The organism is Kitasatospora sp. NPDC101155, assembly GCF_044768305.1.
Classification (GTDB): Bacteria; Actinomycetota; Actinomycetes; order Streptomycetales; family Streptomycetaceae; genus Kitasatospora.
Map to the genome: position 1 here is coordinate 439,296 of NZ_JBIWPN010000002.1, position 22,301 is coordinate 461,596.

The following is a 22,301-nucleotide window of genomic DNA, read 5'->3' on the forward strand; positions in this document are numbered from 1 at the left end:
TCCCCGGTCTGTCAGGCCCACGCCGCGCACGACACCCCGCCCGCGCACGACACCCCCGCCTACCCGGACATCGCCTACGCCCGGGTCACCGAGGCCGAGGCCCCGTACGCCGACGAGCAGTACCGCCCGGCCGACCACTACCGGCTGGCCGAGCGGCGGCAGCCCCGCGAGTACCCCTCCGCCGTGCCGGTGAGCCCGGTCGAGGGCGGGCAGCCTCCACTGCCGCAGCGGGTCCGCCAGGCCAGCCTGGCCGCCGAGCTGCGGGTGCCGCCGCCGACCCGGCAGCAGTGGGTCGAACCGGCCGACGGGCAGCCGGCCGACGGGCAGCCCGTCGGCGGCCCGTTCCACCGGCTCGACCAGACCGACCAGCCCGACCAGCCGGACCGCTCCGGGCGTCCGGTCCGCCGCTCCGGCGCGACCATCGGCGCCTTCCAGCGCCAGTCCCGCGCCGCCCGGGCCCAGGACAGCGGCGAGCACCCGCTGCCCCGGGCCGCCGCCACCCCGCCGGCGCCCCCCAGCACGCCCGCCGGTCCCCCCGCCTCCGCGTCCGCCGCGTCCCCCTGGGCCCTGCCGGCCGCGGAACCCCGAACCACACGAACGGATGACAGGCCATGAACCGCACGATCGCCACCCACCAGGACCTGGACTGGCTGCTGGACGGACTCGTCGACTCGGTGCCCGGGACCCGCAACGCCGTCCTGCTCTCCGACGACGGCCTCGTGGTCAGCCACTCCCGCACCATCGAGCGGGCCGACGCCGAGCGCCTGGCCGCCGTCGCCACCGGACAGCAGTCGCTCGCCCGGGGCGTCGGCCAGCTCTTCGACGGCGGGCCGGTGCACCAGGTGATCGTCGAGCTCGCCGAGTGCTGGCTGTTCGTCATCGCCGCCGCCCAAGGCACCCACCTGGCCGTGGTCGCCTCCCAGGAGGTGGACGCCGAGGTGATGTCCGTCGCGATGCACACCCTGGTGCAGCAGGTCGGCCAGAAGCTCACCACCCCGAACCGGGCCGAGGCCGCGCCGGCGTCCTTCGACGTCTTCGCCAGCCGGAACCGGGGCTGACGGCCGCGTGGGCCCGTACAGCGAGCCGGGGGACGGCTGGGCGCGCGGCCGGGTGCCGCACTGGAGCGAGCTGGAGGAGCCGGAGGCGGAGGACGAGACGGGCGTCATGGTGCGCCCGTACACCATCACCCGCGGCCGGACCGCGCCCGAGCGCGACGACCTCACCCTGATCACCGTGCTCACCACGATCGACGAGGAGGCCGACGCGGCCCTGGCGCGGGGCAGCCGCGCCGGTGCCCGCGGCCTCCAGCCCGAGCACCGGCTGATCCTCGACCGCTGCCGGCGCCCGGCAGCCGTCGCCGAGGTGGCGGCCGGCCTGGACCTTCCGGTCTCGGTCACCAAGATCCTGCTGGGCGACCTGGTCGCCCAGGGCCTGCTGAAGGCCCGGGCACCGCTCTCGGTGGCCCGCGCCGCCGGGGGCGTGGACCTCGGCCTGCTCACGGCCGTACGCGAAGGACTTCGGAGACTCTGAACATGGCAACACCCCACTCCAGCGGTTCCGTTGACGGACTCGCCGCCGCCCCGGCCGCCGTCAAGATCCTGATCGCGGGCGGCTTCGGCGTCGGCAAGACCACCCTGGTCGGCTCGGTCAGCGAGGTCACCCCGCTGCGCACCGAGGAGTACCTGACCACGGCCAGCGTCGGCGTGGACGACCTGGCCGGCGTCGACCAGAAGGACACCACCACCGTCGCCCTGGACTTCGGCCGGATCACCATCAGCCCCGAGCTGGTGGTCTACCTGTTCGGCACGCCCGGGCAGGAACGTTTCTGGTTCATGTGGAACGACCTGGTCAACGGCGCCCTCGGCGGGATCGTCATCGCCGACACCCGGCGGCTGGAGACCAGCTTCGCGTCCATCGACTTCTTCGAGAGCCGGGGCATCCCGTTCGTGGTCGCGATCAACTGCTTCCACAACCACAACACCCGCACCCCGGACGAGATCCGGGCCGCGCTCGACCTCGACCCGCAGGTCCCGATGCTGATCGGCGACGTCCGCGAGCGCGCCTTCGGCCGCGACCTGCTGCTCGCCCTGGTCGACCACCTGATGGACCTCGCCGCCGTCGCCCCCGTCGGCTGAGCCGCTTTGGAGCCCCTCTTGACCACACCCCTGCGCGTCCTCGTCCACGGCGGCGGCATCGGCGGCCTCACCCTCGCCACCGCCCTCGCCCGCCGCGGCCACCACGTCGAGGTCGCCGAACTGCGCGACCAGCTGGAGGCGCTCGGCGTCGGCATCATCCAGCCCTCCAACGCGCTGCACGTGATGCGCGAGATCGGCGTGCTGGCGGAATGCCTGGCCGTCGGCTTCGAGTGGGAGGTGCTGACCATCTGCGACCCGGCCGGCGCCACCCTCGCCCGGATCCCCCAGCCCCGGATGGGCGACGCCCCCTCCAACAACGGCATCCCGCGCCCCGCCCTGGCCCGGGTGCTCGCCGCCGCCGCGACCTCCGCGGGCGCCGTCGTCCGCTTCGGGACGACGATCGAGTCGGTGAAGGACGACGGTTCCGGTGTCGACGTCACTCTCACCGACGGGCACGGCGGCCGCTACGACCTGGTCGTCGGCTTCGACGGCATCGGCTCACCGCTGCGCAGGCACCTCTACGGGGAGAAGTACGCCCCCGAGTACACCGGTTTCGCCAACTGGCGTGTCACACTGCCGCGTTCGCCCGAGGTCCAGGGTGTGGTGATGTCGGCCGGCAACCTCGAGGCCAAGGCGCTGCTCACCCCGATCAGCGACGAACTCATGTACCTGGGCGCGGTGTTCGCCGAGGCCGAGGACTTCCGCCCGGACCCGTCGACCGCGCATGAGCAGCTGCGGGAGCGGCTGGCCGGCTTCGGCGGCCCGATCGCCGAAGCCCTCGCCCAGGTCACCGACCCGGAGGCGGTCGTCTACTCGCGGATCTCCCAGGTCACCGTCGAGGAACCCTGGCACGTCGGCCGCATCGCCCTGGCCGGCGACGCGGCCCACGCCTCCACCCCGCACCTCGCCCAGGGCGCCGCCATGGCCGTCGAGGACGCCCTGGTGCTGGCCGAGAGCCTGGAGGCCGCAGCCGACGCCCCGGCCGCGCTCGCCGCGTGGGAGGAGCGGCGTCGGCCGCGCGCCATGTGGGTGCAGGCGATGTCCCGGGCGATCCTCAAGCAGGAGACGGGGACGGAGACGACGGCCGAGGAGGAGGAGCTGCTGAAGGTCGGCATCCCGGGCGCCGCCCACGTGCTGGTCGAGCCGTACTGAGGCGAAGTCGAACCCGGACGGCGCCGCGATGCCCGCGATCAGCGAGGAGTGATCTCCTTACGGCGTTTCCACACTCTTGCCGAGACGCGGGCCAGGAGGCGGGCCGCCGGGTCGTCTCGGTCCGCGCCGGAGGCGAGCGGGCCGGTGTAGCAGACCGCGATCAGGTACGGCGGGCAGTCGTACGGGTGCACCAGGCCGACGCAGTGCCGGGCGCCGGGGATCCAGCCGTTCTTGAACGCGATCCGGGTGCCCGGCGGAAGGCCTGCGGCGAGGTCCACCCGGAAGTCGTTGCGCTCCAGCAGGGCGAGGAGTTCGGGCTCGTCCGCGAGGGAATGGAGGAGTCGAACGAGGTCGCGGGCGCTGACTAGGTTGTGCACCCCCGCGTTGCGCGCCGCGTAGTCCTCGATCCCGCGCGGGCTCGCACTGCAGGTGGCTCCCGCCTGGCGCCAGACCTCGGCCACGGCCCGCTGGTCGGTGCGGGCCAGACAGAGGTTGGTGGCGAGGTTCGAGGAGTGGGTGATCATCCGCTCGGCGAGCAGGCGGAGTGGGACATGGCTGCCGAGGAGTTCCCAGGGCAGCGGATCGCTGTCCCAGTCCGGGTCGTTGCCGAACTCCCCACCCACGACGGACTCGAAATGGTTGACGACCGGCACCTCGGCATCGAGGTTCGCCCCACTGCGGGTGAGTGCGGCGAGCACCGCGATCTTCATCGTGCTTGCAGCATCGTGCAGTTCGTCCGGCGCATGCATGAACACCGGCTCGGCATTGCCGGCCCAGGGGGCCACCACCACGGACAACATGGCGGCAGGATAGAGGAGATCCGGTCAGACCTCGGCCGTTGCGGCGAACGACACGAACGCCTCCCAGGCGGCGGGGTGGAAAGTGAGTTGGGGACCGCTCTTGTCCTTGGAGTCTCGGACGAGAACGGCGGCCGTCGTCTCGGCGACCTCGACGCAGGCGCCGCCCTCGTTGCCGCTGTAGCTGCTCTTGCGCCAGGCGACTTCGACGCACTCGCCGCCCTCGTTGCTGCTATAGCTGCTCTTGAACCATGCCAGCTCAGTGCTCATCGTTCTCCCAAGATCTTCTCGATCAAGGCCAGGGACTCCTCTGGGCTGTAAGCCTGGGCCCTGAGGATGCTGTAGCGCGCGTTCATAATCTGGACCTCGTCCGGATCGGTGATCAGCCTACTGCTCGTCTGCACCTCGATGTAGCCCTGCTGGGGCCGACCTTTGGGCGTGATCAGGATGAACGGTCCGCCCATTCCGGCGTGCTCGGTTCTGTCCAGCGGCAGCACCTGGATGACCATTCCGCGCATCCGCCCGACCTCCAAGAGATGACGCAGCTGAGCCTCGTGCACGTCCCACCCTCCGAGCGGCCTGCGCAGCACGCTCTCGCAGATCACCCAGCTGAACATCCCGCGAGGCCAACGAGTCAGCACCTCCTGCCGCGCCATTCGCGCCGCGACCCGCATCTCGATCACTTCCTCCGACAACGGCGGCTGCCTCATCGCGAAGATCGCACGAGCGTGCTCCTCGGTCTGGAGCAGCCCGGGGATTCCGAGCGTGGCGAAGTTATGGCTCTCGATCGAGTCGACTTCCAGGAGCACGTAGTCCCGGAACCAGGCCGGGTGCCGCAGCCGCGCCTTGGCTCGCGCCCGTCTCACGTCGTCTGCGGCGATCGCCAACAGGCCGCCAGCGTTCAACAGCTTGTCCAGCGCAACCAGCAACTCCGGCTGCGGGGTGCGGACCCCGCGCTCGACCGAGCTGATCAACCGCTCGCCGTAGCCGACAAGCTCGCCGAGCTCTTTCTGTGTCAGTCCGGCCCGTTCCCGTAGGAGCTTGATCTGCTTGCCGATCGCCCGGAAGAAGTCCGAGACCTCCCCCAGGTCCTCAGGCAGCTCCGTCCGGATTTCCTCGCCCGACTCGCTCTTACGCGCCGCACCCATCGCGACCACCCCACTGTGATTCAGCTTGGAACAAAAGCTGTCCGCACCCACACAAGCACTCTCTGTGCTCGCCAGATCCATGGTCAGCGTACGTCCGCCCCGCCACGCTTTCTCCCATGACGACCGAAATCCCCCTCGACAACCCCCGCCGCCGCACCATCACCCTCGCCGGCACGCCCAAGGGCGCCGCGATCTGCCGGCGCATCGCTAGACGTCAACTCACCACCTCGGGACTGAACTCCACGCACACCGAGCCGTTCCACTCCGCCCTGCTCATCGTCGCCGAGCTCGCTGCGAACGCGATCACGCACGGACGCGTTCCGGGGCGCGGCTTCGAACTTCACCTCGCCCTCACCACCACCGCGCGCCGGGGCACCACCCTCCGCATCGAAATCAGCGACCCGCGCGGCGACCGACTCCCCGTCCTCCCGACCGTCCACGTCCCCAACGCCCAGTCCGGGCGCGGCCTCACCCTCATCGACGCCCTCTGCGACCGCTGGGGCACCATCCCCCGTCACCCCAACTCCAAGACCGTCTGGGTCGAGCTCGACCTGGCCACCGCCCCCGATGCCACCTGAACCCCGCCATAGCCCGGGCAGCGCGACCCTCTGCACCCTCCTCCCCTTCGCGCTCTTCCTCGCCCTCCTCCTCGCCTGGGCCTACCCCCTCACGTCCAACGACCCTCCCCCACACCCCACTTCAAGCCCAACCGCCACCCCCTGAAACAACCAGGAGTGGGAAGTCGGCCCCACCGACTTCCCACTCCTCAGCCATGTCCGCCGGCCGAACCCCACCCGAGCAGTTGTCAGGACTTGCGGACGGGACCAACCGCCCGGGTTTGGCGGGTACTGTGGGCTCGGGCCGTGACTGGCGCTGAGGTGGAGTACCACCGGGGAGCGGCCTGACGTTTCGTCAATGCCGTGCGCCTGGGCACCTCACCTCGGAGCTCAGGAGTGGAACGTGCTGGAGACGCAGAAGCAGGCGCGGTTGATGGATGGTACGGATCTTGCCCGCCGCATCACCGAGACCAGCGCGGCAGCCGCAGAGGAGATCCGCGAGCACACCGGGGCCTCCCCGTGTCTCGCGACCGTGCTGGTGGGAGAGGATCCGGCTTCGGTCACGTACGTCCGGATGAAGCAGGCCCGGTGTGCGAAAGCCGGCATCCACTCGCGGCACGTGGCCCTGCCCGCCTCAGTGAGCACCAGCGGCCTGGTGGAGGCCGTCACCGCGCTGTCCGAGGATCCGGACGTGCACGGCATCCTGCTCCAGCACCCGGTGGGGGCGCACATCGACGAGCGCGCCGCGTTCGAGGCGATTGCCCCGGACAAGGACGTCGACGGGGTCACCATGCACTCCTTCGCGGCGATGGGGTTCGGCCTGCCCGGCTTCGTCTCCTGCACGCCCGGCGGGATCATGCGCCTTCTGGACGAGTACGGCGTCGACCTCACGGGCAAGCACGCCGTCGTGGTGGGACGTAGCCCTATCCTGGGAAAGCCCGTCGGGATGCTCCTGCTCGGCCGGGACGCCACGGTGACTTACTGCCATTCCCGCACCGTCGATCTGCCCTTGGTCGTGCGCGAGGCCGACGTCCTGGTCGCCGCGGTTGGCCGGCCGCGCTTCATCAACGGGGCGGACATCAAGCCCGGTGCCGTGGTGATCGACGCGGGCTACAACCCGGGCAACGTCGGGGATGTTGACTTCGAGACGGCCCGGCGTAGGGCGAGCCTGATCACTCCGGTTCCTGGTGGTGTCGGTCCCATGACCATCGCCGTCCTCCTTGCGCAGACGGTCGACGCAGCGGCACGTCAGCTCGCCCGGTCCTGACCGTTGCGGACGACCGGGCGACGGCCCGCCTGGTCGGTCTCGGCTGCCGACTCGGTTGTGTACTGCACGTGCGCTGCGCAGTCAGACCGCACGAGCACGGATGACGAGGAACGGTGGCAGCCCGGCCCTCTGTGGTTGCTGGGCCGCCACTTGGGCGGTCGGCGCCGGTTCGGTGACGGCTTCCGGAACGAAGCCGCGCCGAAGGAGTGTGCTCAGGTACGTGGACAGCGTCCGGTGGTGGTTGCCGGCCCGGCGGACGGCCTGGGGGTTGTCGGAGCGCCAGAATCCTTCGGCGAGGTAGTCGCCGACCACCCTCCGGACGGCCCCGTCCGCGACGTGCGTCCAGGAGGCGTAGGGCGCTTCGAGACATCGCTGCAGCCCTTGGACGTCAACTGCCGCTCCCTTGAAGCGATCTCGTGGCCCCGTTGGGGAGTGGGAAGTCGGACGGGCCGACTTCCCACTCCCCCGAGCAATCGCCGGGCCGCTCACAGCTCGGCGCGGTACGCCTCCAGGCGCTCGGCCAGCTCCTTCGGGTGTCCGAGCATCGGGAGGTGATCGCCGGGCATCTCATCCGGCTGGAAGCCGAGCCGTTCGACGACCACTCTCCGCATGAACTCCGCGGGGAAGAAGCGGTCGTCGGACGCCACCAGGAACCTGGTGGGCACCTTCGGCCACGCGTCCAGCGGCCACGACTTCCCGAACGGCGTCGCCGCCTGACCCCGCTGATGCTCCGCCAGCAGCTCGGCGGCCAGGGCGGCCGGAGTGTCGTGCAGGAAGAAGGAGCGGGGGTCCTCCTCGGTGCCCTCCGCGATGCCCCTGCGCAGGTCGGCTTCCCGCCGCGCCGGCCCGTACCCCGTGTTGTCCCACCACTCACCCGGCGACTCGCCCGGGGCCGGCACCTGGGCCTGGAGCATCACCAGCAGGTCCACCGGCACCCGGTCGCACACCAGGGGACCGGTGAATCCGCCGAACGAGTGCGCGACAACGACGAGTTCACCGCGATCGCCGATCGCCTCGACCACCGCGTCCGCGTACTCCGCGAGCCCGGCCGACTCGTCGTCGCACGGCAGGTCGGGCGCGACCACCTCGTGGCCCCGGTCGCGCAACTCGGCGGCCAGCGGCCCCCAGCACCAGGAATCAGCAGCCCCGCCATGGATCAGTACGTAGGTCGCCACCGGCCAGTCCCCTCATCGTCGTTGGTCCACCAGGCAGGCTAGGCGATCGAGCCCGGCCAACGCCCAGGAAGTCGCGGAGTGGCAAGTCGGATCCGCCGACCTCCCACTCCGCGGCCGTTCTGCCGGCTCAGAAGACGAAGTGGCTCGCCCTTTCCGAGGGCGCGCGACCGGGAAGGGGGCCGCCCGAACCATGGATACCGTTCTCGCCGCGTCCACACCCTGTTCCAGGACCGCACCCCGGCTGCCTGGCTGACCACCGTCCTGGCCGCCCGAAGCGCCGCCCTTCTCACTGCCGCGCCCACGGGCACCGCCCTCGGCGGCCCCCTCACCGCCGCGATCGGACCCCGACAGGTGCTGGCCGCCTCGGGAATCGCCACCATCACCCTCGCCCTCGCCGCCGCCGCCGTTCGGGCCCAAGGGAAGCGTCGAGCGCTCGCCAGGCCAGTGGACCGGGCGACCCGCGACAGCGCGTCCGAACCGGGCGGGTGATCAGGAGGGCGCAGCACCCTGCTCCCGCTCGGCCACCCGCTGCCGCCACCGGTCCATCACCTGCTGGAGGGCCTCGCTCATGGTGAGGAGGAACTCCGCGGAGGATTCGAAGCGAGCACCGGCCGGGGTGGTGGCGCCGAGGATCTCCGCCCCGCGCCGCGATGCGGCGATCAGGGCGTCGTTCATCCGCAACGCGGCGAGGGTGGAGCGGAGCCAGACGTCGTCGTCGATGACGTAGCGCTCGCGGCGCTCGCCGGGTACCCGCTCGCGCCGGACGATTCCCTGCTGCTCCAGGACGTTGACGGCCTGTGAGACGGACGCCGGGCTGACCTGGAGGCGCTGGACCAGGTCGGCGGCGGTGAGGGCGCCGGAGTCGGTGACGCACAGGCACGTCAGCACCCTGGCCGCCATCCTGGGCAGCCCCTGCTGTTCGACGAGGCCCGTGAAGAACTCCGCGAACTCCTGAACCTGTTGGGGGTCGCGCCCGCCGCCGCCGACGACGGGAACAGTCGCTGCTGGAGGCCGGTCCTGCTTCCGGCGGCGCGCGCGTTGCCGCGTGGCTTCCTGAGCCCGGTTCGCCCGGTAGTCCTCGGGCCCGCCGTTGCGGGTGACCTCCCGCATGACGGTCGAGGCGGGCCGCCCCAGACGTCGGCCGATCTCGGTGTAGCCGAGCCCCTCGGCCAGTCCCTCGGCGATGAGCCGGCGATCCTCACCGGTGAGTCTGCCTCCGGGCATCGGTAATCGCCCCTCCCTGTCGGTCTTCGCAGTATGCATTCACTCACATCTCATTGCAACATGAGCTCCGATCGACCATTGCATTCAGCGCCACACTCATTGCAATAGAGGCCAAATCTCCTTCACTGACGGGCCATAGAGGCGCCCGTCGCTCATTGACGGATTCGTAAACGCAATGTAGCTTCTCAAGCGTTCAGCAATTGCCGAACACTCACCCAGGGGGAGATCCATGATGGGAAAGACCAACGGCGGCTTCTCGGAGGCAGGGCTGCGCAGGATGCGCGACGTGCTGACGCGACACGTCGACTCCGGGCGGATCCCCGGGGTCGTCGCCCTCGTCAGCCGGGGCGGCGAGACGTACGTCGAAGCAATCGGGACGATGAGCCACGACGGTGGCGCGCCGATGCGCCGGGACACGATCTTCCGGATGGCCTCGACGTCCAAGCCGGTCTCGGTGGCGGCCGCGATGGTCCTGCTGGACGAGTGCGGGCTGCGGGTGGACGACCTGGTGGACCAGTGGTTGCCCGAACTCGCCGACCGCCGCGTACTGAAGCGGGTCGACGGCCCCCTGGACGACACCGTGCCGGCGAAGCGGCCGATCACCGTACGGGACGTGCTGACCAGCACCTTCGGGCTCGGCATGGATATGACGGCGCTGGGCACCCCGATCATGAACGCGGTCTTCGAACAGGGACTGACGCCCAATCTGCCGACGCCGATGCCCGCCCCGGACGAGTGGATGCGCCGCCTCGGCACGCTTCCGCTGTCGCACCAGCCCGGGGAGTTCTGGCAGTACCACATCGCCAGCGACCTCCTCGGCGTGCTCGTCGCGAGGGTCACGGGCCAGCCGTTCGAGACCTTCCTGCGCGAGCGGATCTTCGATCCGCTGGGGATGGAGGACACCGGCTTCTACGTGCCCGCCGACAAGATCGACCGGCTGCCTCCGCTCTACGCCCCCGACCCGCAGACCGGGGCCTTCACCCTCGGGGACGAGCCCGCGGACGGACAGTGGAGCAAGCCCCCGGCGTTCCCGGGCGGCGGTGGCGGGCTGGTCTCCACCGTCGACGACTACCACGCCTACTTCCGGATGCTGCTGAACCACGGCATGCACGGAGGCGAGCGGATCCTGTCGCGGCCCGCCGTGGAGCTGATGACCACCAACCGCCTCACGCCCGAGCTGACCACCGCCCGCGCCGCCCTGGCCCGCGAGTTCGTCCACGTCTCGTACGGCCAAGGCCAGCAGGGCGGTTGGGGCTTCGGGATGACGGTGCGCACCTATCGCGGCGACTACGCGCCCGTCGGCCAGTTCGGCTGGGACGGCGGAAGTGGCACCTCGACCTACGCCGACCCGGAGAACGGGCTCGTCGGCATCGTGCTCACCCAGGTCGGGATGTCCGTGCCGCACTCGGCGCGGCTGATCCACGACTTCTGGACCACGGTCTACCAGGCGATCGAGGACTGACACCGGCCCGCACAACGAGAGAGGAGTGGGAAGCCGGACCGGCCGACTTCCCACTCCTCTCTCAGCTGTGATCGATCAGGTGCTGCTCGGGCGCGGGGACGGCAGGGACGCCGAGCCGGCCAGCAGCGGCCATTCCTTGTGGAACGGCGGCAGCGGCAGCTTGCCCTCGATGATCGGGGTGCCGAAGATCTTCAGGTGGGCGGTCAGCGCGCCGTTCAGGTCGATGCCGCCGACCAGGGCCCAACTTCCCTGCACCTGCGGCCCGTTGCCGGGAAGGTCGACGGCGAGGGAGCCATCGGCCTTGGCGCTCAGGTAGGGGGCGACGGTGGCCTCGACGCCGACGGTGTCGTACAGGCCGAGGCTGACCTCGGCGCCGAGGGCGGCGCGCACCGAGGCCTTGCCGTTGAGGCGGACGTGGACCGGGGAGACCTTGGTGTCGGCGTTGGTGGACGAGGTCCAGCCCTTGCCGCCGGTGTAGTCGGCGCGGACGGCCCAGGTGCCGGTGGCGTCCTGCTCGGTCTCCAGGTGGACCTGGCCGTCGGCGCTGACCTCCAGGTAGCAGGTGAGGCCGAGGTTGACCACCACGGGCAGGCCCGCGACGGTCAGCACCGGGCTGGCCTGCAGCTTGGCGAAGGGCACCCGGATGGGCGCCGCGCCGGTGTTGCGGGCGACGTCGCCGGTGACCTTCCACTGGGCGTGGGCGCCGAGGTCGAAGCCGATGGAGGCGGTGCGCGGGCTGGTGGCCTGCGCACCGTGGTAGGCGAAGTGGACGGCCGGGTGCAGCTGGAGGGAGCCGGAGGCGTCCAGGCTCGCGCCCTCGGGCAGCGGCACGGGGGCCTTGACGTTGACCTCCAGGGTGCCGGAGGCGTCGGCCTGCACGCCGCCCAGGTCGGCGCCGATGGTCGCCTTGAGGTCCTTGACCAGCGGCGTGATCTTGATGCCGTGGACGTCGACCGGGATCTGGCCGTCCGCCTCGGTGCCGCCGAGGAGTTCGGAGAGGGTGGCCGGGCGGGTGGTCAGGTTGAGGGTGTTGCCCGCGCCCTGGTTGACGCCGGTGACGGCGACCAGCGCGCCCTGCGGCGCGGCGGCGGTGGGCGGGCTGGCGATCAGCTGGCCGGGCTGGACGGCGGCGGCCGCGGCGGTGGCGGCGGCACTCGCGCTGGGGGTCGCGCTCGCACTGGCGGACGCACTCGGGGACGCGCTCGGGGCCGAGGCCGTGAGGACGGCCGTGCCCTTCCCCGCGTCGTAGGCGGTGAGTTGGAGGGCCTTGGTGGCGGCCGTGACCGCGCCGCCGTCCTTGCCCGGGCTGCCGATCGCGGCCTGGGTGTCGCCGGCCGGCGCGGTGGCGACCTGCGCGGTGCCCGCGGACGGACGGGCCGAGGCCGAGGCCGGGGCTCCGGCGCGGGCGCGCGGGGTGCCGCCGGCCGCTGCGGCGGCGGCCGGGCTGCCCCCGGCGGCAGCCGCGCCGGCGTCGGCGGCGGTGCTGGAGGTGGCGGCGGCCGGTTCGACGGCGGCCTGCGGGCTGCTGCCGGGGCTGGTCGGCCCGCACGCGGCCGTTCCGGCGAGGACGAGGGTGAGCAGGGCGGCGGGCGCGGCCCTGCCTATCGAGGGTTTGAACACGCGGCGCAATGTTACTGACGAGGAATAAGTTTGTCGAAGACAGGCCAAGACCTCGCGGAAGCGCAGGTCAGACCAGCCGCACGGCGGGCAGTCAATCGCCCCTCAACGGGCCCGTCGCAACGGCCCCGGCGAGCTCGGCGAGGTGCCGGGAGCGCTCCATCGGCACCGCCCCGAGGCTGCGGACGTACGGCCCGTCCCACTGGGCGTCCAGCAGCCGCCCGCCCGCCGCGCCGAACCGGGCCCCCACGGCCAGATCGCGTACTGACCGTCGTCGTTGCGTACCACGGCGTGACTTCGGGAGCTCACATCCGCTCGTACGCCCTGTGCGCTGTCGGCTGCGTCGTCCACCGGCTTGACCTCGTGCTGAAGCGGCAGAATGCTGGGAGACGCGACATTCTCGACTATGCGCACCCCCGGCGCACCGACACCGCCCGTCACGGGACAACGCCGGACGCCGGTGGCCTGTGCGCCGATCCGCCCCGTCGATCCGGCATCGACACTGCATCGACACTGCATCGACGCCGCCAACCGCCGCGCCGACCACCGCGCGCTGACCCCCCGTACAGCGGCACAGCCCGCCCTCGCCCGTACTCCCCCGGCCGACCGGCGGGGTGATGTCGTGGAGGAGGTAGCCTCATTGACTCGCCGGCGACAACGCCTGATGGCCTGCTACCTGCTCTGGATGGTGCTGTTCACCGGCATCCACTTCTCCTACCCCGGGTTGCGGGTCATCTGGTGGACAGGCATGGGCCTCGGCGGCGTCGCCGCCATCGTGATCGGCGTCCGGCTCAACCGCCCGCGCCATCCGCTGTTCTGGTACCTGCTGGCGCTCGCCAACCTGAGCTTCATCACGGGCCAGGCGATCCAGATCCTCGAACTCGACATCCTGCGCCTCAACAACCCGTTCCCGTCCATCGCCGACGGCTTCTACCTCGCCGAGTTCCTGCTCTACGCGGTCGGCCTGCTCGGCTTCATCCGCTGGCGAACCGCCCGTCAGGACCGCGCCGGGTTGCTGGACGCACTGATCATCACCCTCGGCCTGGCCCTGCTGGTCTGGATCTACCTGATCCTCCCGTACGCCCGGAACCCGGACCTCACCTGGCTCCAGAAGGCCGTCTCGATCGCCTACCCGCTCGGCGACGTGGTCGTGCTAGCCCTGCTGCTGCGACTGTTGACCCCGCGCGGCGGCAACTCCCGCTCCCTGCAACTGCTCACCGTCGGCGCCCTCGGTCTGCTCACCTCCGACATCCTCTACGGGCTGATCCAGCTGCACGGCACCTGGCGGACCGGCACCGGCGTGGACCTCGGCTGGGCCGCCTTCTACACCGCCTGGGGCGCGGCCGCGCTGCACCCCTCGATGGTCGAGCTGACCAGACCCGTCCCCACCCAGCAGCCGGACCTCTCCACCACCTGGCTCGTCCTGCTCACCCTCGCCTCGCTCATCGCGCCCGCCATCCTGATCATCGAGTCGCTGGCCGGGAACACCAGCGACGCGGGCGTGATCGGCGCCTTCTCCACCCTGCTCTACCTGCTCGTGCTGGCCCGGCTGGCCGTCGTCGTGGTCGCCAGACGCCAGGTGGTGGCCAGGGAACGGGCGCTGCGCGAGGCGGGCGCCCGGCTGACCGCGGCCGTCACCGTGGCGGAGGTCGCGGACGCCGTCCAGTCCGCCGCCTCCGCCCTGATGCCCGCCGAACCCGGGCACCTCGCCCTGCTCGCGGTCGCCGAGACCGGCGCCGGGTCAGGGAGCGGGTCGGGGGGCGCGCCGGACGTGCTGCACATCCGGCGCGCCGGGCCGGACCCGGCGCAGCGCCGCCCCGCGCCGACGGCCGCCGGCGGCCCGAACGTCGGCAGCCCGGATCCCGACGACTCGTACGCCGACGACTCGTACGCCGACGACGAGGTGCTCGCCCTCGCCGCCGACCGGGAGACCCGGCTGCTGCCCGTCGGCTCCGTCAACCTGCCCGCCCACCTGGGCCGGATGCCCTCCGCCCTGGTCTGCCCGCTCACCCTGGCCGAACGCCCCTCCGGCGACCCGGTGATCGGCGCGCTGGTGGTCACCGGCACCGAGCAGGAGCTGACCAGCCTCTGGGGCTCGCTGGAGATCCTGGCCGCGCAGGCGGCACTGGCCGTCGAACGGGTGGTGCTGAGCCAGGAGGTCACCCGGCGCAACAGCGAGCTGTACTTCCGCACCCTGGTGCAGAACGCCGGCGACGTCATCCTGATCCTGGACGCCGACGACGGCGTGCGCTACGCCTCCTCCTCCGCCGAGCGGGTGCTCGGCTACCCGAGCCTGCACGGCACCCTGCTGACCGACCTCGTCCCGCCCGAGGACATCCGGGCCGTCGGCAAGGCGCTGGCCCGGATGCGCGGCCCGGCCGACCCGCCGCACGGCGACCAGCCGCGCGAACACTGGCGACTGCTGCGCCAGGACCGCACCCCGATCGAGGCCGAGGTCCGCTACACCGACCTGCGGGCGGATCCGACCGTCGGCGGCCTGGTGCTCACCCTGCGCGACGTGACCGAGCAGCGCCGGATGGAGCGTGAGCTGACCCACCGGGCCTTCCACGACTCACTGACCGGCCTCGCCAACCGGGTGCTGTTCCAGGACCGGGTCGGCCACGCCCTCTCCCGCGGCGAGCGCAGCGGCGCCGTCACCGGGGTGCTCTTCATCGACCTGGACGACTTCAAGGTGGTCAACGACACCCAGGGCCACGCGGTCGGCGACGAACTGCTGGTCGCCGTCTCGCTGCGGATCTCCACCGCGCTGCGCAGCTCGGACACCGCCGCCCGGCTCGGCGGCGACGAGTTCGCGGTGCTGGTCGAGGACGCGCTCCGCCCCGGCGACGTGGACACCATCGCGGGCACCGTGCTGGCGGTGTTCACCGAACCGTTCAAGCTGAGCGCGGGCTCGGTCCGGGTCAGCGCCAGCATCGGCGTGGCGACCACCGAGGACAGCGTGGACGCGGCCGAACTGCTCACCCACGCCGACCTCGCGCTCTACTCGGCCAAGGCGGCCGGGCGCCGCCAGTGGTGCCACTACCGGCCGGCCCTGCAGGCCGGGCTGGTGGAACGGCACGAGCTGAACGAGAACCTGGACCTGGCGATCGCGGAATCGGCCTTCCAGCTGTACTACCAGCCGATCGTCGACCTGCGCACGGGCGACCTGGTCGGCTTCGAGGCCCTGGTCCGCTGGCCGCACGACCGTCGCGGCATGGTGCTGCCCGACGAGTTCATCGCCCTCGCCGAGGAGAGCGGCCAGATCGTCCCGCTCGGCGCCTGGATCCTGGAACGCGCCGTCCAGGAGGCCGCCGCCTGGCACGCCACCAGCTCCGCCCCCCGCGCCGCCGCCGGACGGCCCCCGCTGCGGGTCAACGTCAACGTCTCCGCCCGCCAGTTCCGCGACGCCGGCTTCATGGACGTCGTCCGCCACGCCCTGGACACCTCCGCCATCGACCCGCGCACCCTGGTCCTGGAACTCACCGAGTCCGTCCTGATGCGCCGCGACGACCGCCTGCGCGCCGACATGGCCACCCTCGGCGACCTCGGCGTCGGCCTCGCCATCGACGACTTCGGCACCGGCTACTCGTCGCTGTCGTACCTGCGCGAGCTCCCGATCTCCATCCTCAAGATCGACAAGTCCTTCATCGACGGCCTCGGCCACTCCCCCCAGCAGTACGCCCTGGTCGAGGGCATCACCCGGATCGCCGACACCCTCGACGTCCAGGTCATCGCCGAAGGCATCGAACACCCCGACCAGCGCGACCTGCTCGCGGCCATGGGGTGCCCGCTGGGGCAGGGGTACCTGTTCGCGCACCCGATGGACGGGCCGCAGGCGCGGGCGCTCGTGCGACGGGCGACGTTCGAGGCGGCCTGAGCCGGGGCGATCGCCTACTTCCTGATCGGGCTGATGTGCGTACTGGTCTCGGTCTCCACCGCGGCGTATGCCACCAGGGTCGACGACCTGATTCCGATCGTCCTCACCGGAATCCCCGGGCTGGTTCTGACGGTGCGCACCCCGATGTACGGAGTGTCCTTCGGACCTGCCGGGCTGACGTACTCCGGACTGCTCCGGGCGCGCTCGTACACCTGGTCCGAGGTCGAGAGGGTGGAGTCCGCCACGGTCCCGGGAACGCTTTTCTCCTCCGACCTCCCCGAACTGGTACTGGCCGACGGCAAGTCCGACCAGCTGCCGCTGCTGGCGGGATACGGCCGGGGCTCGAAGGTGAACAAGCGGGTGGAATCCCTCGTGGCCGACATGGAAAGGGCCCGGGCCGCCGCACGCACCAGGTGAGAAGACCGGGTTCCCGGCCCGAGCTCTCTCCGGCTGGTGGTGGCGGAGCGTTCGCGAACGCTCCGCCACCGGCATTCGTGTGTGCAGTTGCCGACGGGCGGACAACCGGCGAGGAGACCACCACGATCGAGGACTGACGGCCACCGTGGTATCCGGTTCGAGCCGATGTCCGGCTACCTGACCGGGTGCGGGTGCCCGAGGTGCGGGAACGCCGGTGTGCTGGAGGACGGCCGTCCAAGCCGGGGCCGGTTACGCCCTGGGCTGGACGAGGACCTGCTCGCCCTCCCCCACCGGCTCCTCGAAGTTGGCGAAGTAGCGGCCGAACAGCTCCTCGTCCACGGTGACGGCGTTGGCGCCCCGCTGCTCGTTGCGCACCGCGAGGCGGGCCTCCAGGGTCGACCGGTCGGCCTTGAGGTGGACCAGTTCCCAGCGGCAGCCGTGGCTCTCCACCAGCGCCTTGTAGTCGTCCCGGGCGGCCCGGTTCCAGAAGCTGTAGTCCACCACGACATCCCGCCCGGCGCGCATCAACTCGACGAGTTCCAGGCGCTGCTCGCTGCGGATCCGGTCCTTCAGCCGGTCGAAGGCCGCCGGCTCCAGCACCCGGCCGGCGTCGCGCTGCCCGATCCGCTGCCAGACCACCTCGTCGATGGAGAGCCGGACGTAGCCGCGCCGTTCCAGCTCCTTGGCGTAGGTGGTCTTGCCCGCGCCCGGGAGTCCGCACATCAGCACCACGGTGCTCAATCGCTCTGTCATGCCCGGAGGTTAGCCGTTGAGCGGGAGCACCCGCCCCGAGCCGAAGGGGCGCGCCGGTACCGAAAGGGAGAAGCGACGGAGCGACGAAGGAGCGACCGAGCGCCGACCGTCGGCACCGGGTCTGAGCGCCCCGGAGGCGAGCGGGCGAGTCACAGCCCCGAGCCGAAGGGGCGCGCCGGTACCGAAAGGGAGAAGCGACGGAGCGACGAAGGAGCGACCGAGCGCCGACCGTCGGCACCGGGTCTGAGCGCCCCGGAGGCGAGCGGGCGAGTCACAGCCCGCATCAGCCTGGGGATGTAAACCCGTGGACCAATGCGCGCGGCCGGAGATCAATCGGTGGACCGATGCCGCCCGCCGGCGCCGCGTGACACCGTTCCGCGCATGGACACCACGCCGTTCACCGGCTCCAACGGACTGACGCGCCGTCGCATGCTGGGCACCGCCCTGGCCTTGGGCGCCGCCGCCCCGCTCGGCCTGGCCTCCACCGCCTGGGCCTCCTCGCCCTCCGCCGCCGGGAGCGCGACCGGCCGACTCACCCTGCCCGCGCCCACCGGCCCGCACCCCGTCGGCACCGTCGCGCTGCACCTGCGCGACGCCTCCCGGCCGGACCCGGCCGCCGGGCCAGGCCAGTACCGCGAGCTGATGGCGAGCGTCTGGTACCCCGCCCGGCAGACGGACGGACTCCCGCTCGCCCCCTGGCTGGCCGACGGCCCGATGCAGCTCTTCCTCGACGACACCGGCTACCCGCTCCCGCTCTCCCTCGCCCCGCTCACCTCCGGGCACGTGGGCGCGCCCGTCCACCGCAGCGGCCACCGGCTGCCCGTCGTCGTCTACGCGCACGGCGCACACAGCCACCGGGGCGACCACACGGTCATCGTCCAGGAGCTCGCCAGCCACGGCTACCTCGTGGTCACCGTCGACCTCCCCCACGACGCCTTCACCCAGTTCCCCGGCCGCCCCCCGGTCACCCCGTCCAGGGACCCGAACGTCGACACCGGTGTGCGCGCCTACGTCCCGGACTTCCGCTTCGTGCTCGACTGCGTCGAGGAACTCGCCGCCGGCCGCAACCCCGACGCCGACCGGCGCGAGCTGCCCGAGGGCCTGCTCGGCGCCCCCGACCCGCAGCTCATCGGCATGTTCGGCTGGTCGAAGGGCGGCAGCGTCACCGCCCGGACGGCGGTCGTCGACCCGCGCGTCCGGGCCGGGCTGAGCCTCGACGGACCGATGATCCCGACCATCACCACCGACCTCGACCGGCCGTTCCTGATGATGACCGCCGACTGGCCCCGCACCCCGGACTCGGCCGCCGAGACCTTCTGGACCCACCTGCGCGGCTGGCGGCTCAACATCCGGGCCGACGGCGCCGTCCACTCCTCGTACGGGGACAACATGACGCTGATCCCGCAGGCGGGGAAGCTGCTCGGGATGAGCGAGCAGCAGATCCAGCAGCAGGTCGGCACCCTCGACCCCGAGCGCGGGATGCTCATCCAGCAGGCCTACCCGCTCGCCTTCTTCGACCAGCACCTGCGCCACCGGCGCGGGCACCTGCTGGACGGGCCTTCGCCGCGCTTCCCGGAGGTCGAGTTCCTTCCGTAGTCCGGTCGCGGGACGTACGGGACGACGCCGGCGGACGGGTCAGACCGACATGCCCTGGGCGGCGGCGGTGGGCGGGGTGGTGCTGCCGGCCGTGGCGCCGAGAGTGTGTTCGACCTTGGCGACGGCGGTGCGGTACTGCGCCGAGGCGGCCTGGGAGTCGGCGCCCTCGCGTTGGAAGAAGCCGAAGGCCATGCCGACGGTGCCGAAGCGCTCGATGCCGATGTAGGCGTTGAGTTGCACGCCGGCGATCGTGCCGTCGAGACGGACGGCGGGGGCGTCACCCCGGTCGCCGAGGGTGACCGGGGTGACGGTGAAGGTCACGGAGTCCGTGGTGTCGGCATTGAAGGTGATGGCGTGGCAGGTCTTGAACGCGTCGGTGGCGGTGCTGAAGTCGGCGGTGAGCCTGTCGGAGTCCTCGGCAGTGAGGGACTGGGTCACCATCGGGTTGCCGTCCGGGCCGTCGAGTTCGGTCTCGGCGCGCGGGGTGGCGGGGCCCGGGACGGTGGCGTGCATCTCGATCAGGGCGCTGAGCGCGTCGCAGCCGGTGACCGGGGTGGGGTTCTCGCCGGGGCCGGGGCTCTCGGTGGTGGGGCTCTCGGTGGTGGGGCTCTCGGCGGTGGGGATCTCGGTGTAGTCGGCGCCGAGGTCGTTCGCGGTCAGCAGCGCCGACTTCAGCTGGTCGGCGGAGGGGAGGTCCTCTGCTGGTGCCGCCGATGCGGGCTGGGCCGGCCCCAGGGCGGCCGCCGCGACCAGGACCGCGGCTGCGAGGGCGTGGAGAGGCCTCGGGAGGGACATGGCTGGCCCCCGGTCGGGAGTTCGGGCAGGGACAGGGCACCAGTGTCCCACCGGGGGGCGGGCGGGGCGCGCGGGGCGGGTATCGCCCCAGCTCACCGGCAGGGTTCGGAAACGGCAGGCCGAGGGCCCGCGACGCGACGCGCCGCGGGCCCCGAGCGCCTGGTAACCCCCCGACCACCCGACGTCAGATGCTCGCGGCCAGCTCGGTGCCCTGCTTGATGGCCCGCTTGGCGTCCAGCTCCGCCGCCACGTCCGCGCCGCCGATCAGGTGCGCGGTCACGCCGTTCTCGCGCAGCGCCTCGTACAGGTCGCGGCGCGGCTCCTGGCCGGTGCAGAGCACCACGGTGTCCACGGGCAGGAGTTGACGCTCGCCGTCCACGGTGAAGTGCAGCCCGGCGTCGTCGATCAGGTCGTAGCCGGCGCCGGCGACCATGGTGACGCCGCGGTGCTTGAGCTCGGTGCGGTGGATCCAGCCGGTGGTCTTGCCGAGCCCGGCGCCGACCTTGGTGGTCTTGCGCTGCAGCAGGTGGACGCTGCGCGGGGGCTTCGGCCGCTCGGGGGCGCGCAGTCCGCCACGCTCGTGGTACTCGGGGTCGATGCCCCACTTGGCCTGGAACACCAGCGGGTTGAGGCTGGCCCGGTCGCCCTGGTCGGTGAGGAACTCGGCCACGTCGAAGCCGATCCCGCCCGCGCCGAGGATGGCAACCCGCTCGCCGACGGCCGCGCCGTCGCGCAGCACGTCCAGGTAGCCGAGCACGCTGGGGTGGTCGATTCCCGGGATGTCGGCGGGGGTTCGGGGCGTGACGCCGGTCGCGAGGACGATCTCGTCGAAGCCCTCGGCGGTGAGCTGCTCGGCGGTCACGACGGCGCCGAGGCGCTGGGTGACGGCCAACTCGGCCAGCCGGGTGCGGTAGTAGCGCAGCGTCTCGTTGAACTCCTCCTTGCCCGGGATGCGCCGGGCGATGTTCAGCTGCCCGCCGATCGCGTCGGCGGCGTCGAACAGGGTGACGTCGTGGCCGCGTTCGGCGGCGGAGACGGCGAACGCGAGCCCGGCCGGTCCGGCCCCGACGACGCCGATGCGCTTGCGCAGCTTGGTGGGCGAGAGCACGAGTTCAGTCTCGTGGCAGGCGCGTGGGTTGACCAGGCAGGACGTGATCTGGAGGCTGAAGGTGTGGTCCAGGCAGGCCTGGTTGCAGCCGATGCAGGTGTTGATGGAGTCGGCGCGGCCGCCCTGCGCCTTGTTGACGAACTCGGCGTCGGCGAGCAGCGGACGGGCCATCGAGACCAGGTCGGCGCAGCCGTCGGCGAGCAACTGCTCCGCGATCTCGGGGGTGTTGATGCGGTTGGTGGTGACCAGCGGGATGCCGACCTTGCCCATGACCCGCTTGGTGACCCACGCGAAGGCGCCGCGCGGCACGGAGGTCGCGATGGTGGGGATGCGGGCCTCGTGCCAGCCGATGCCGGTGTTGATGATGGTCGCGCCGGCCGCCTCGACGGCCTGGGCGAGCTGGACCACCTCGTCCAGGGTGGATCCGCCGGGCACCAGGTCGAGCATGGAGAGCCGGTAGACGATGATGAAGTCCTCGCCGACCCGCTCGCGGACCCGGCGGACGATCTCCACCGGGAAGCGCATCCGGCGCTCGTACGGGCCGCCCCACTCGTCCTCGCGGCGGTTGGTGGCGGCGACGATGAACTCGTTGATCAGGTAGCCCTCGGAGCCCATGATCTCGACGCCGTCGTAGCCGGCCCGGCGGGCGAGCTCGGCGCAGCGGGCGAAGTCCTCGACGGTCTGCTCGACCTGCTCGGCGGTGAGCTCGTTGGGCACGAAGGGGCTGATCGGGGCCTGCAGGGCGCTGGGGGCGACCAGGTCGCGGTGGTAGGCGTAGCGGCCGAAGTGCAGGATCTGCAGGGCTATCCGCCCGCCGGCCGCGTGCACGGCGTCGGTGACCACCCGGTGCCTGTCGGCCTCCTCCTCGGTGGTCAGCATCGCGCCGCCCTCCCAGGGGCGCCCGGCCTCGTTGGGGGCGATGCCGCCGGTGACGATCAGGCCGACGCCGCCTCGGGCGCGCTCGGCGTAGAAGGCGGCCATCCGCTCGTAACCGCCGGGGGCCTCCTCCAGGCCGACGTGCATCGAGCCCATGATCACGCGGTTGGGCAGGGTGGTGAAGCCGAGGTCGAGCGGGCTGAGCAGGTACGGGTAGCTGCTGCTGCCGGGCATGGAGCTCATCGACGTCTCCTGAAGGGGCGGCCGGTGGGAATTGTTACCGCAGGGTAGGGGACGGTCGAGGCGCTATGCAACTAGTTGCATAGTCGAGCACGGGGAAAGCAC

General features: G+C 71.8%; 21 protein-coding genes and 1 riboswitch. Of the genes, 10 read left to right on the forward strand and 11 right to left on the reverse strand.

The window, feature by feature from the left end:
• The first annotated feature begins 611 nt into the window (after nucleotides 1–611).
• From ACIRYZ_RS04505 to ACIRYZ_RS04520, 4 genes are all read left to right on the forward strand, one after another.
• Complete coding sequence (locus tag ACIRYZ_RS04505; protein WP_402939382.1) at nucleotides 612–1,058, forward strand: roadblock/LC7 domain-containing protein; 447 nt, start codon at nucleotides 612–614, stop codon at nucleotides 1,056–1,058.
• 106 nt (nucleotides 1,059–1,164) lie between these two features.
• Nucleotides 1,165–1,530 (forward strand): DUF742 domain-containing protein, encoded by a 366-nt coding sequence (locus ACIRYZ_RS04510; RefSeq protein ID WP_380609690.1) that lies wholly within the window; start codon nucleotides 1,165–1,167, stop codon nucleotides 1,528–1,530.
• Nucleotides 1,531–1,532: 2 nt separating this feature from the next.
• A complete protein-coding gene (locus ACIRYZ_RS04515; RefSeq protein WP_402939385.1) occupies nucleotides 1,533–2,135 on the forward strand; it encodes a GTP-binding protein in 603 nt (200 codons plus the stop codon).
• Between the two features lie 18 nt (nucleotides 2,136–2,153).
• Nucleotides 2,154–3,287: an FAD-dependent monooxygenase gene (locus tag ACIRYZ_RS04520; RefSeq protein WP_402939386.1), complete on the forward strand. Its 1,134-nt coding sequence runs from the start codon at nucleotides 2,154–2,156 to the stop codon at nucleotides 3,285–3,287.
• Between the two features lie 38 nt (nucleotides 3,288–3,325).
• Here ACIRYZ_RS04520 and ACIRYZ_RS04525 read toward each other — a convergent pair whose 3' ends face one another.
• From ACIRYZ_RS04525 to ACIRYZ_RS04535, 3 genes are read right to left on the reverse strand one after another with little or no spacing between them, the layout of a single operon-like run.
• Complete coding sequence (locus ACIRYZ_RS04525) at nucleotides 3,326–4,087, reverse strand: serine hydrolase (protein WP_402939389.1); 762 nt, start codon at nucleotides 4,085–4,087, stop codon at nucleotides 3,326–3,328.
• Between the two features lie 24 nt (nucleotides 4,088–4,111).
• Nucleotides 4,112–4,354, reverse strand: coding sequence for a DUF397 domain-containing protein (locus tag ACIRYZ_RS04530; RefSeq protein WP_402939392.1), 243 nt, complete (start codon nucleotides 4,352–4,354; stop codon nucleotides 4,112–4,114).
• Nucleotides 4,351–5,232 carry a Scr1 family TA system antitoxin-like transcriptional regulator gene (locus ACIRYZ_RS04535; RefSeq protein ID WP_402939548.1) on the reverse strand — a complete coding sequence of 294 codons (882 nt, stop codon included), beginning with the start codon at nucleotides 5,230–5,232 and terminating at the stop codon, nucleotides 4,351–4,353. Before ACIRYZ_RS04535 ends, ACIRYZ_RS04530 begins: the two co-directional genes overlap by 4 nt.
• Before the next feature lie 116 nt (nucleotides 5,233–5,348).
• Between ACIRYZ_RS04535 and ACIRYZ_RS04540 the strand changes: the two genes are divergently transcribed.
• Both ACIRYZ_RS04540 and ACIRYZ_RS04545 read left to right on the forward strand, forming a co-directional pair.
• Nucleotides 5,349–5,810, forward strand: coding sequence for an ATP-binding protein (locus ACIRYZ_RS04540; protein ID WP_402939394.1), 462 nt, complete (start codon nucleotides 5,349–5,351; stop codon nucleotides 5,808–5,810).
• A gap of 275 nt (nucleotides 5,811–6,085) precedes the next feature.
• Nucleotides 6,086–6,171: riboswitch (ZMP/ZTP riboswitch) on the forward strand.
• A gap of 51 nt (nucleotides 6,172–6,222) precedes the next feature.
• Nucleotides 6,223–7,056, forward strand: coding sequence for a bifunctional 5,10-methylenetetrahydrofolate dehydrogenase/5,10-methenyltetrahydrofolate cyclohydrolase (locus ACIRYZ_RS04545; protein ID WP_402939551.1), 834 nt, complete (start codon nucleotides 6,223–6,225; stop codon nucleotides 7,054–7,056).
• Between the two features lie 81 nt (nucleotides 7,057–7,137).
• Here ACIRYZ_RS04545 and ACIRYZ_RS04550 read toward each other — a convergent pair whose 3' ends face one another.
• The 3 genes from ACIRYZ_RS04550 to ACIRYZ_RS04560 form a co-directional block, all read right to left on the reverse strand.
• Entirely contained in the window at nucleotides 7,138–7,368 is a 231-nt protein-coding gene (locus ACIRYZ_RS04550) for a hypothetical protein (protein WP_402939396.1), read from the reverse strand.
• Between the two features lie 173 nt (nucleotides 7,369–7,541).
• A complete protein-coding gene (locus tag ACIRYZ_RS04555) occupies nucleotides 7,542–8,231 on the reverse strand; it encodes an alpha/beta fold hydrolase (RefSeq protein WP_402939399.1) in 690 nt (229 codons plus the stop codon).
• Between the two features lie 489 nt (nucleotides 8,232–8,720).
• Complete coding sequence (locus ACIRYZ_RS04560) at nucleotides 8,721–9,455, reverse strand: MarR family transcriptional regulator (protein WP_402939401.1); 735 nt, start codon at nucleotides 9,453–9,455, stop codon at nucleotides 8,721–8,723.
• A 232-nt stretch (nucleotides 9,456–9,687) separates the two neighbouring features.
• Between ACIRYZ_RS04560 and ACIRYZ_RS04565 the strand changes: the two genes are divergently transcribed.
• On the forward strand, nucleotides 9,688–10,917 hold the full coding sequence (locus ACIRYZ_RS04565; protein ID WP_402939404.1) for a serine hydrolase domain-containing protein: 1,230 nt from the start codon (nucleotides 9,688–9,690) through the stop codon (nucleotides 10,915–10,917).
• A gap of 75 nt (nucleotides 10,918–10,992) precedes the next feature.
• Here ACIRYZ_RS04565 and ACIRYZ_RS04570 read toward each other — a convergent pair whose 3' ends face one another.
• Nucleotides 10,993–12,537: a hypothetical protein gene (locus ACIRYZ_RS04570; protein ID WP_402939407.1), complete on the reverse strand. Its 1,545-nt coding sequence runs from the start codon at nucleotides 12,535–12,537 to the stop codon at nucleotides 10,993–10,995.
• Between the two features lie 91 nt (nucleotides 12,538–12,628).
• Nucleotides 12,629–12,784 carry a hypothetical protein gene (locus ACIRYZ_RS04575; protein WP_402939409.1) on the reverse strand — a complete coding sequence of 52 codons (156 nt, stop codon included), beginning with the start codon at nucleotides 12,782–12,784 and terminating at the stop codon, nucleotides 12,629–12,631.
• A 390-nt stretch (nucleotides 12,785–13,174) separates the two neighbouring features.
• Here ACIRYZ_RS04575 and ACIRYZ_RS04580 point away from each other — a divergent pair, with 390 nt between their 5' ends.
• Both ACIRYZ_RS04580 and ACIRYZ_RS04585 read left to right on the forward strand, forming a co-directional pair.
• Nucleotides 13,175–16,411 carry an EAL domain-containing protein gene (locus tag ACIRYZ_RS04580; protein WP_402939412.1) on the forward strand — a complete coding sequence of 1,079 codons (3,237 nt, stop codon included), beginning with the start codon at nucleotides 13,175–13,177 and terminating at the stop codon, nucleotides 16,409–16,411.
• A 33-nt stretch (nucleotides 16,412–16,444) separates the two neighbouring features.
• Nucleotides 16,445–16,828 (forward strand): hypothetical protein, encoded by a 384-nt coding sequence (locus ACIRYZ_RS04585; RefSeq protein ID WP_402939414.1) that lies wholly within the window; start codon nucleotides 16,445–16,447, stop codon nucleotides 16,826–16,828.
• Between the two features lie 249 nt (nucleotides 16,829–17,077).
• Here ACIRYZ_RS04585 and ACIRYZ_RS04590 read toward each other — a convergent pair whose 3' ends face one another.
• Nucleotides 17,078–17,581: an AAA family ATPase gene (locus ACIRYZ_RS04590; protein WP_402939417.1), complete on the reverse strand. Its 504-nt coding sequence runs from the start codon at nucleotides 17,579–17,581 to the stop codon at nucleotides 17,078–17,080.
• 381 nt (nucleotides 17,582–17,962) lie between these two features.
• On the opposite strand from ACIRYZ_RS04590, the gene ACIRYZ_RS04595 reads away from it, so the two are divergent.
• Nucleotides 17,963–19,177: an alpha/beta hydrolase family protein gene (locus ACIRYZ_RS04595; RefSeq protein ID WP_402939420.1), complete on the forward strand. Its 1,215-nt coding sequence runs from the start codon at nucleotides 17,963–17,965 to the stop codon at nucleotides 19,175–19,177.
• A 39-nt stretch (nucleotides 19,178–19,216) separates the two neighbouring features.
• Here ACIRYZ_RS04595 and ACIRYZ_RS04600 read toward each other — a convergent pair whose 3' ends face one another.
• Together ACIRYZ_RS04600 and ACIRYZ_RS04605 are read right to left on the reverse strand one after the other, a co-directional pair.
• Nucleotides 19,217–19,972, reverse strand: coding sequence for a hypothetical protein (locus tag ACIRYZ_RS04600; RefSeq protein WP_402939423.1), 756 nt, complete (start codon nucleotides 19,970–19,972; stop codon nucleotides 19,217–19,219).
• Between the two features lie 184 nt (nucleotides 19,973–20,156).
• A complete protein-coding gene (locus ACIRYZ_RS04605; protein ID WP_402939554.1) occupies nucleotides 20,157–22,190 on the reverse strand; it encodes an FAD-dependent oxidoreductase in 2,034 nt (677 codons plus the stop codon).
• Between the last annotated feature and the right edge of the window lie 111 nt (nucleotides 22,191–22,301).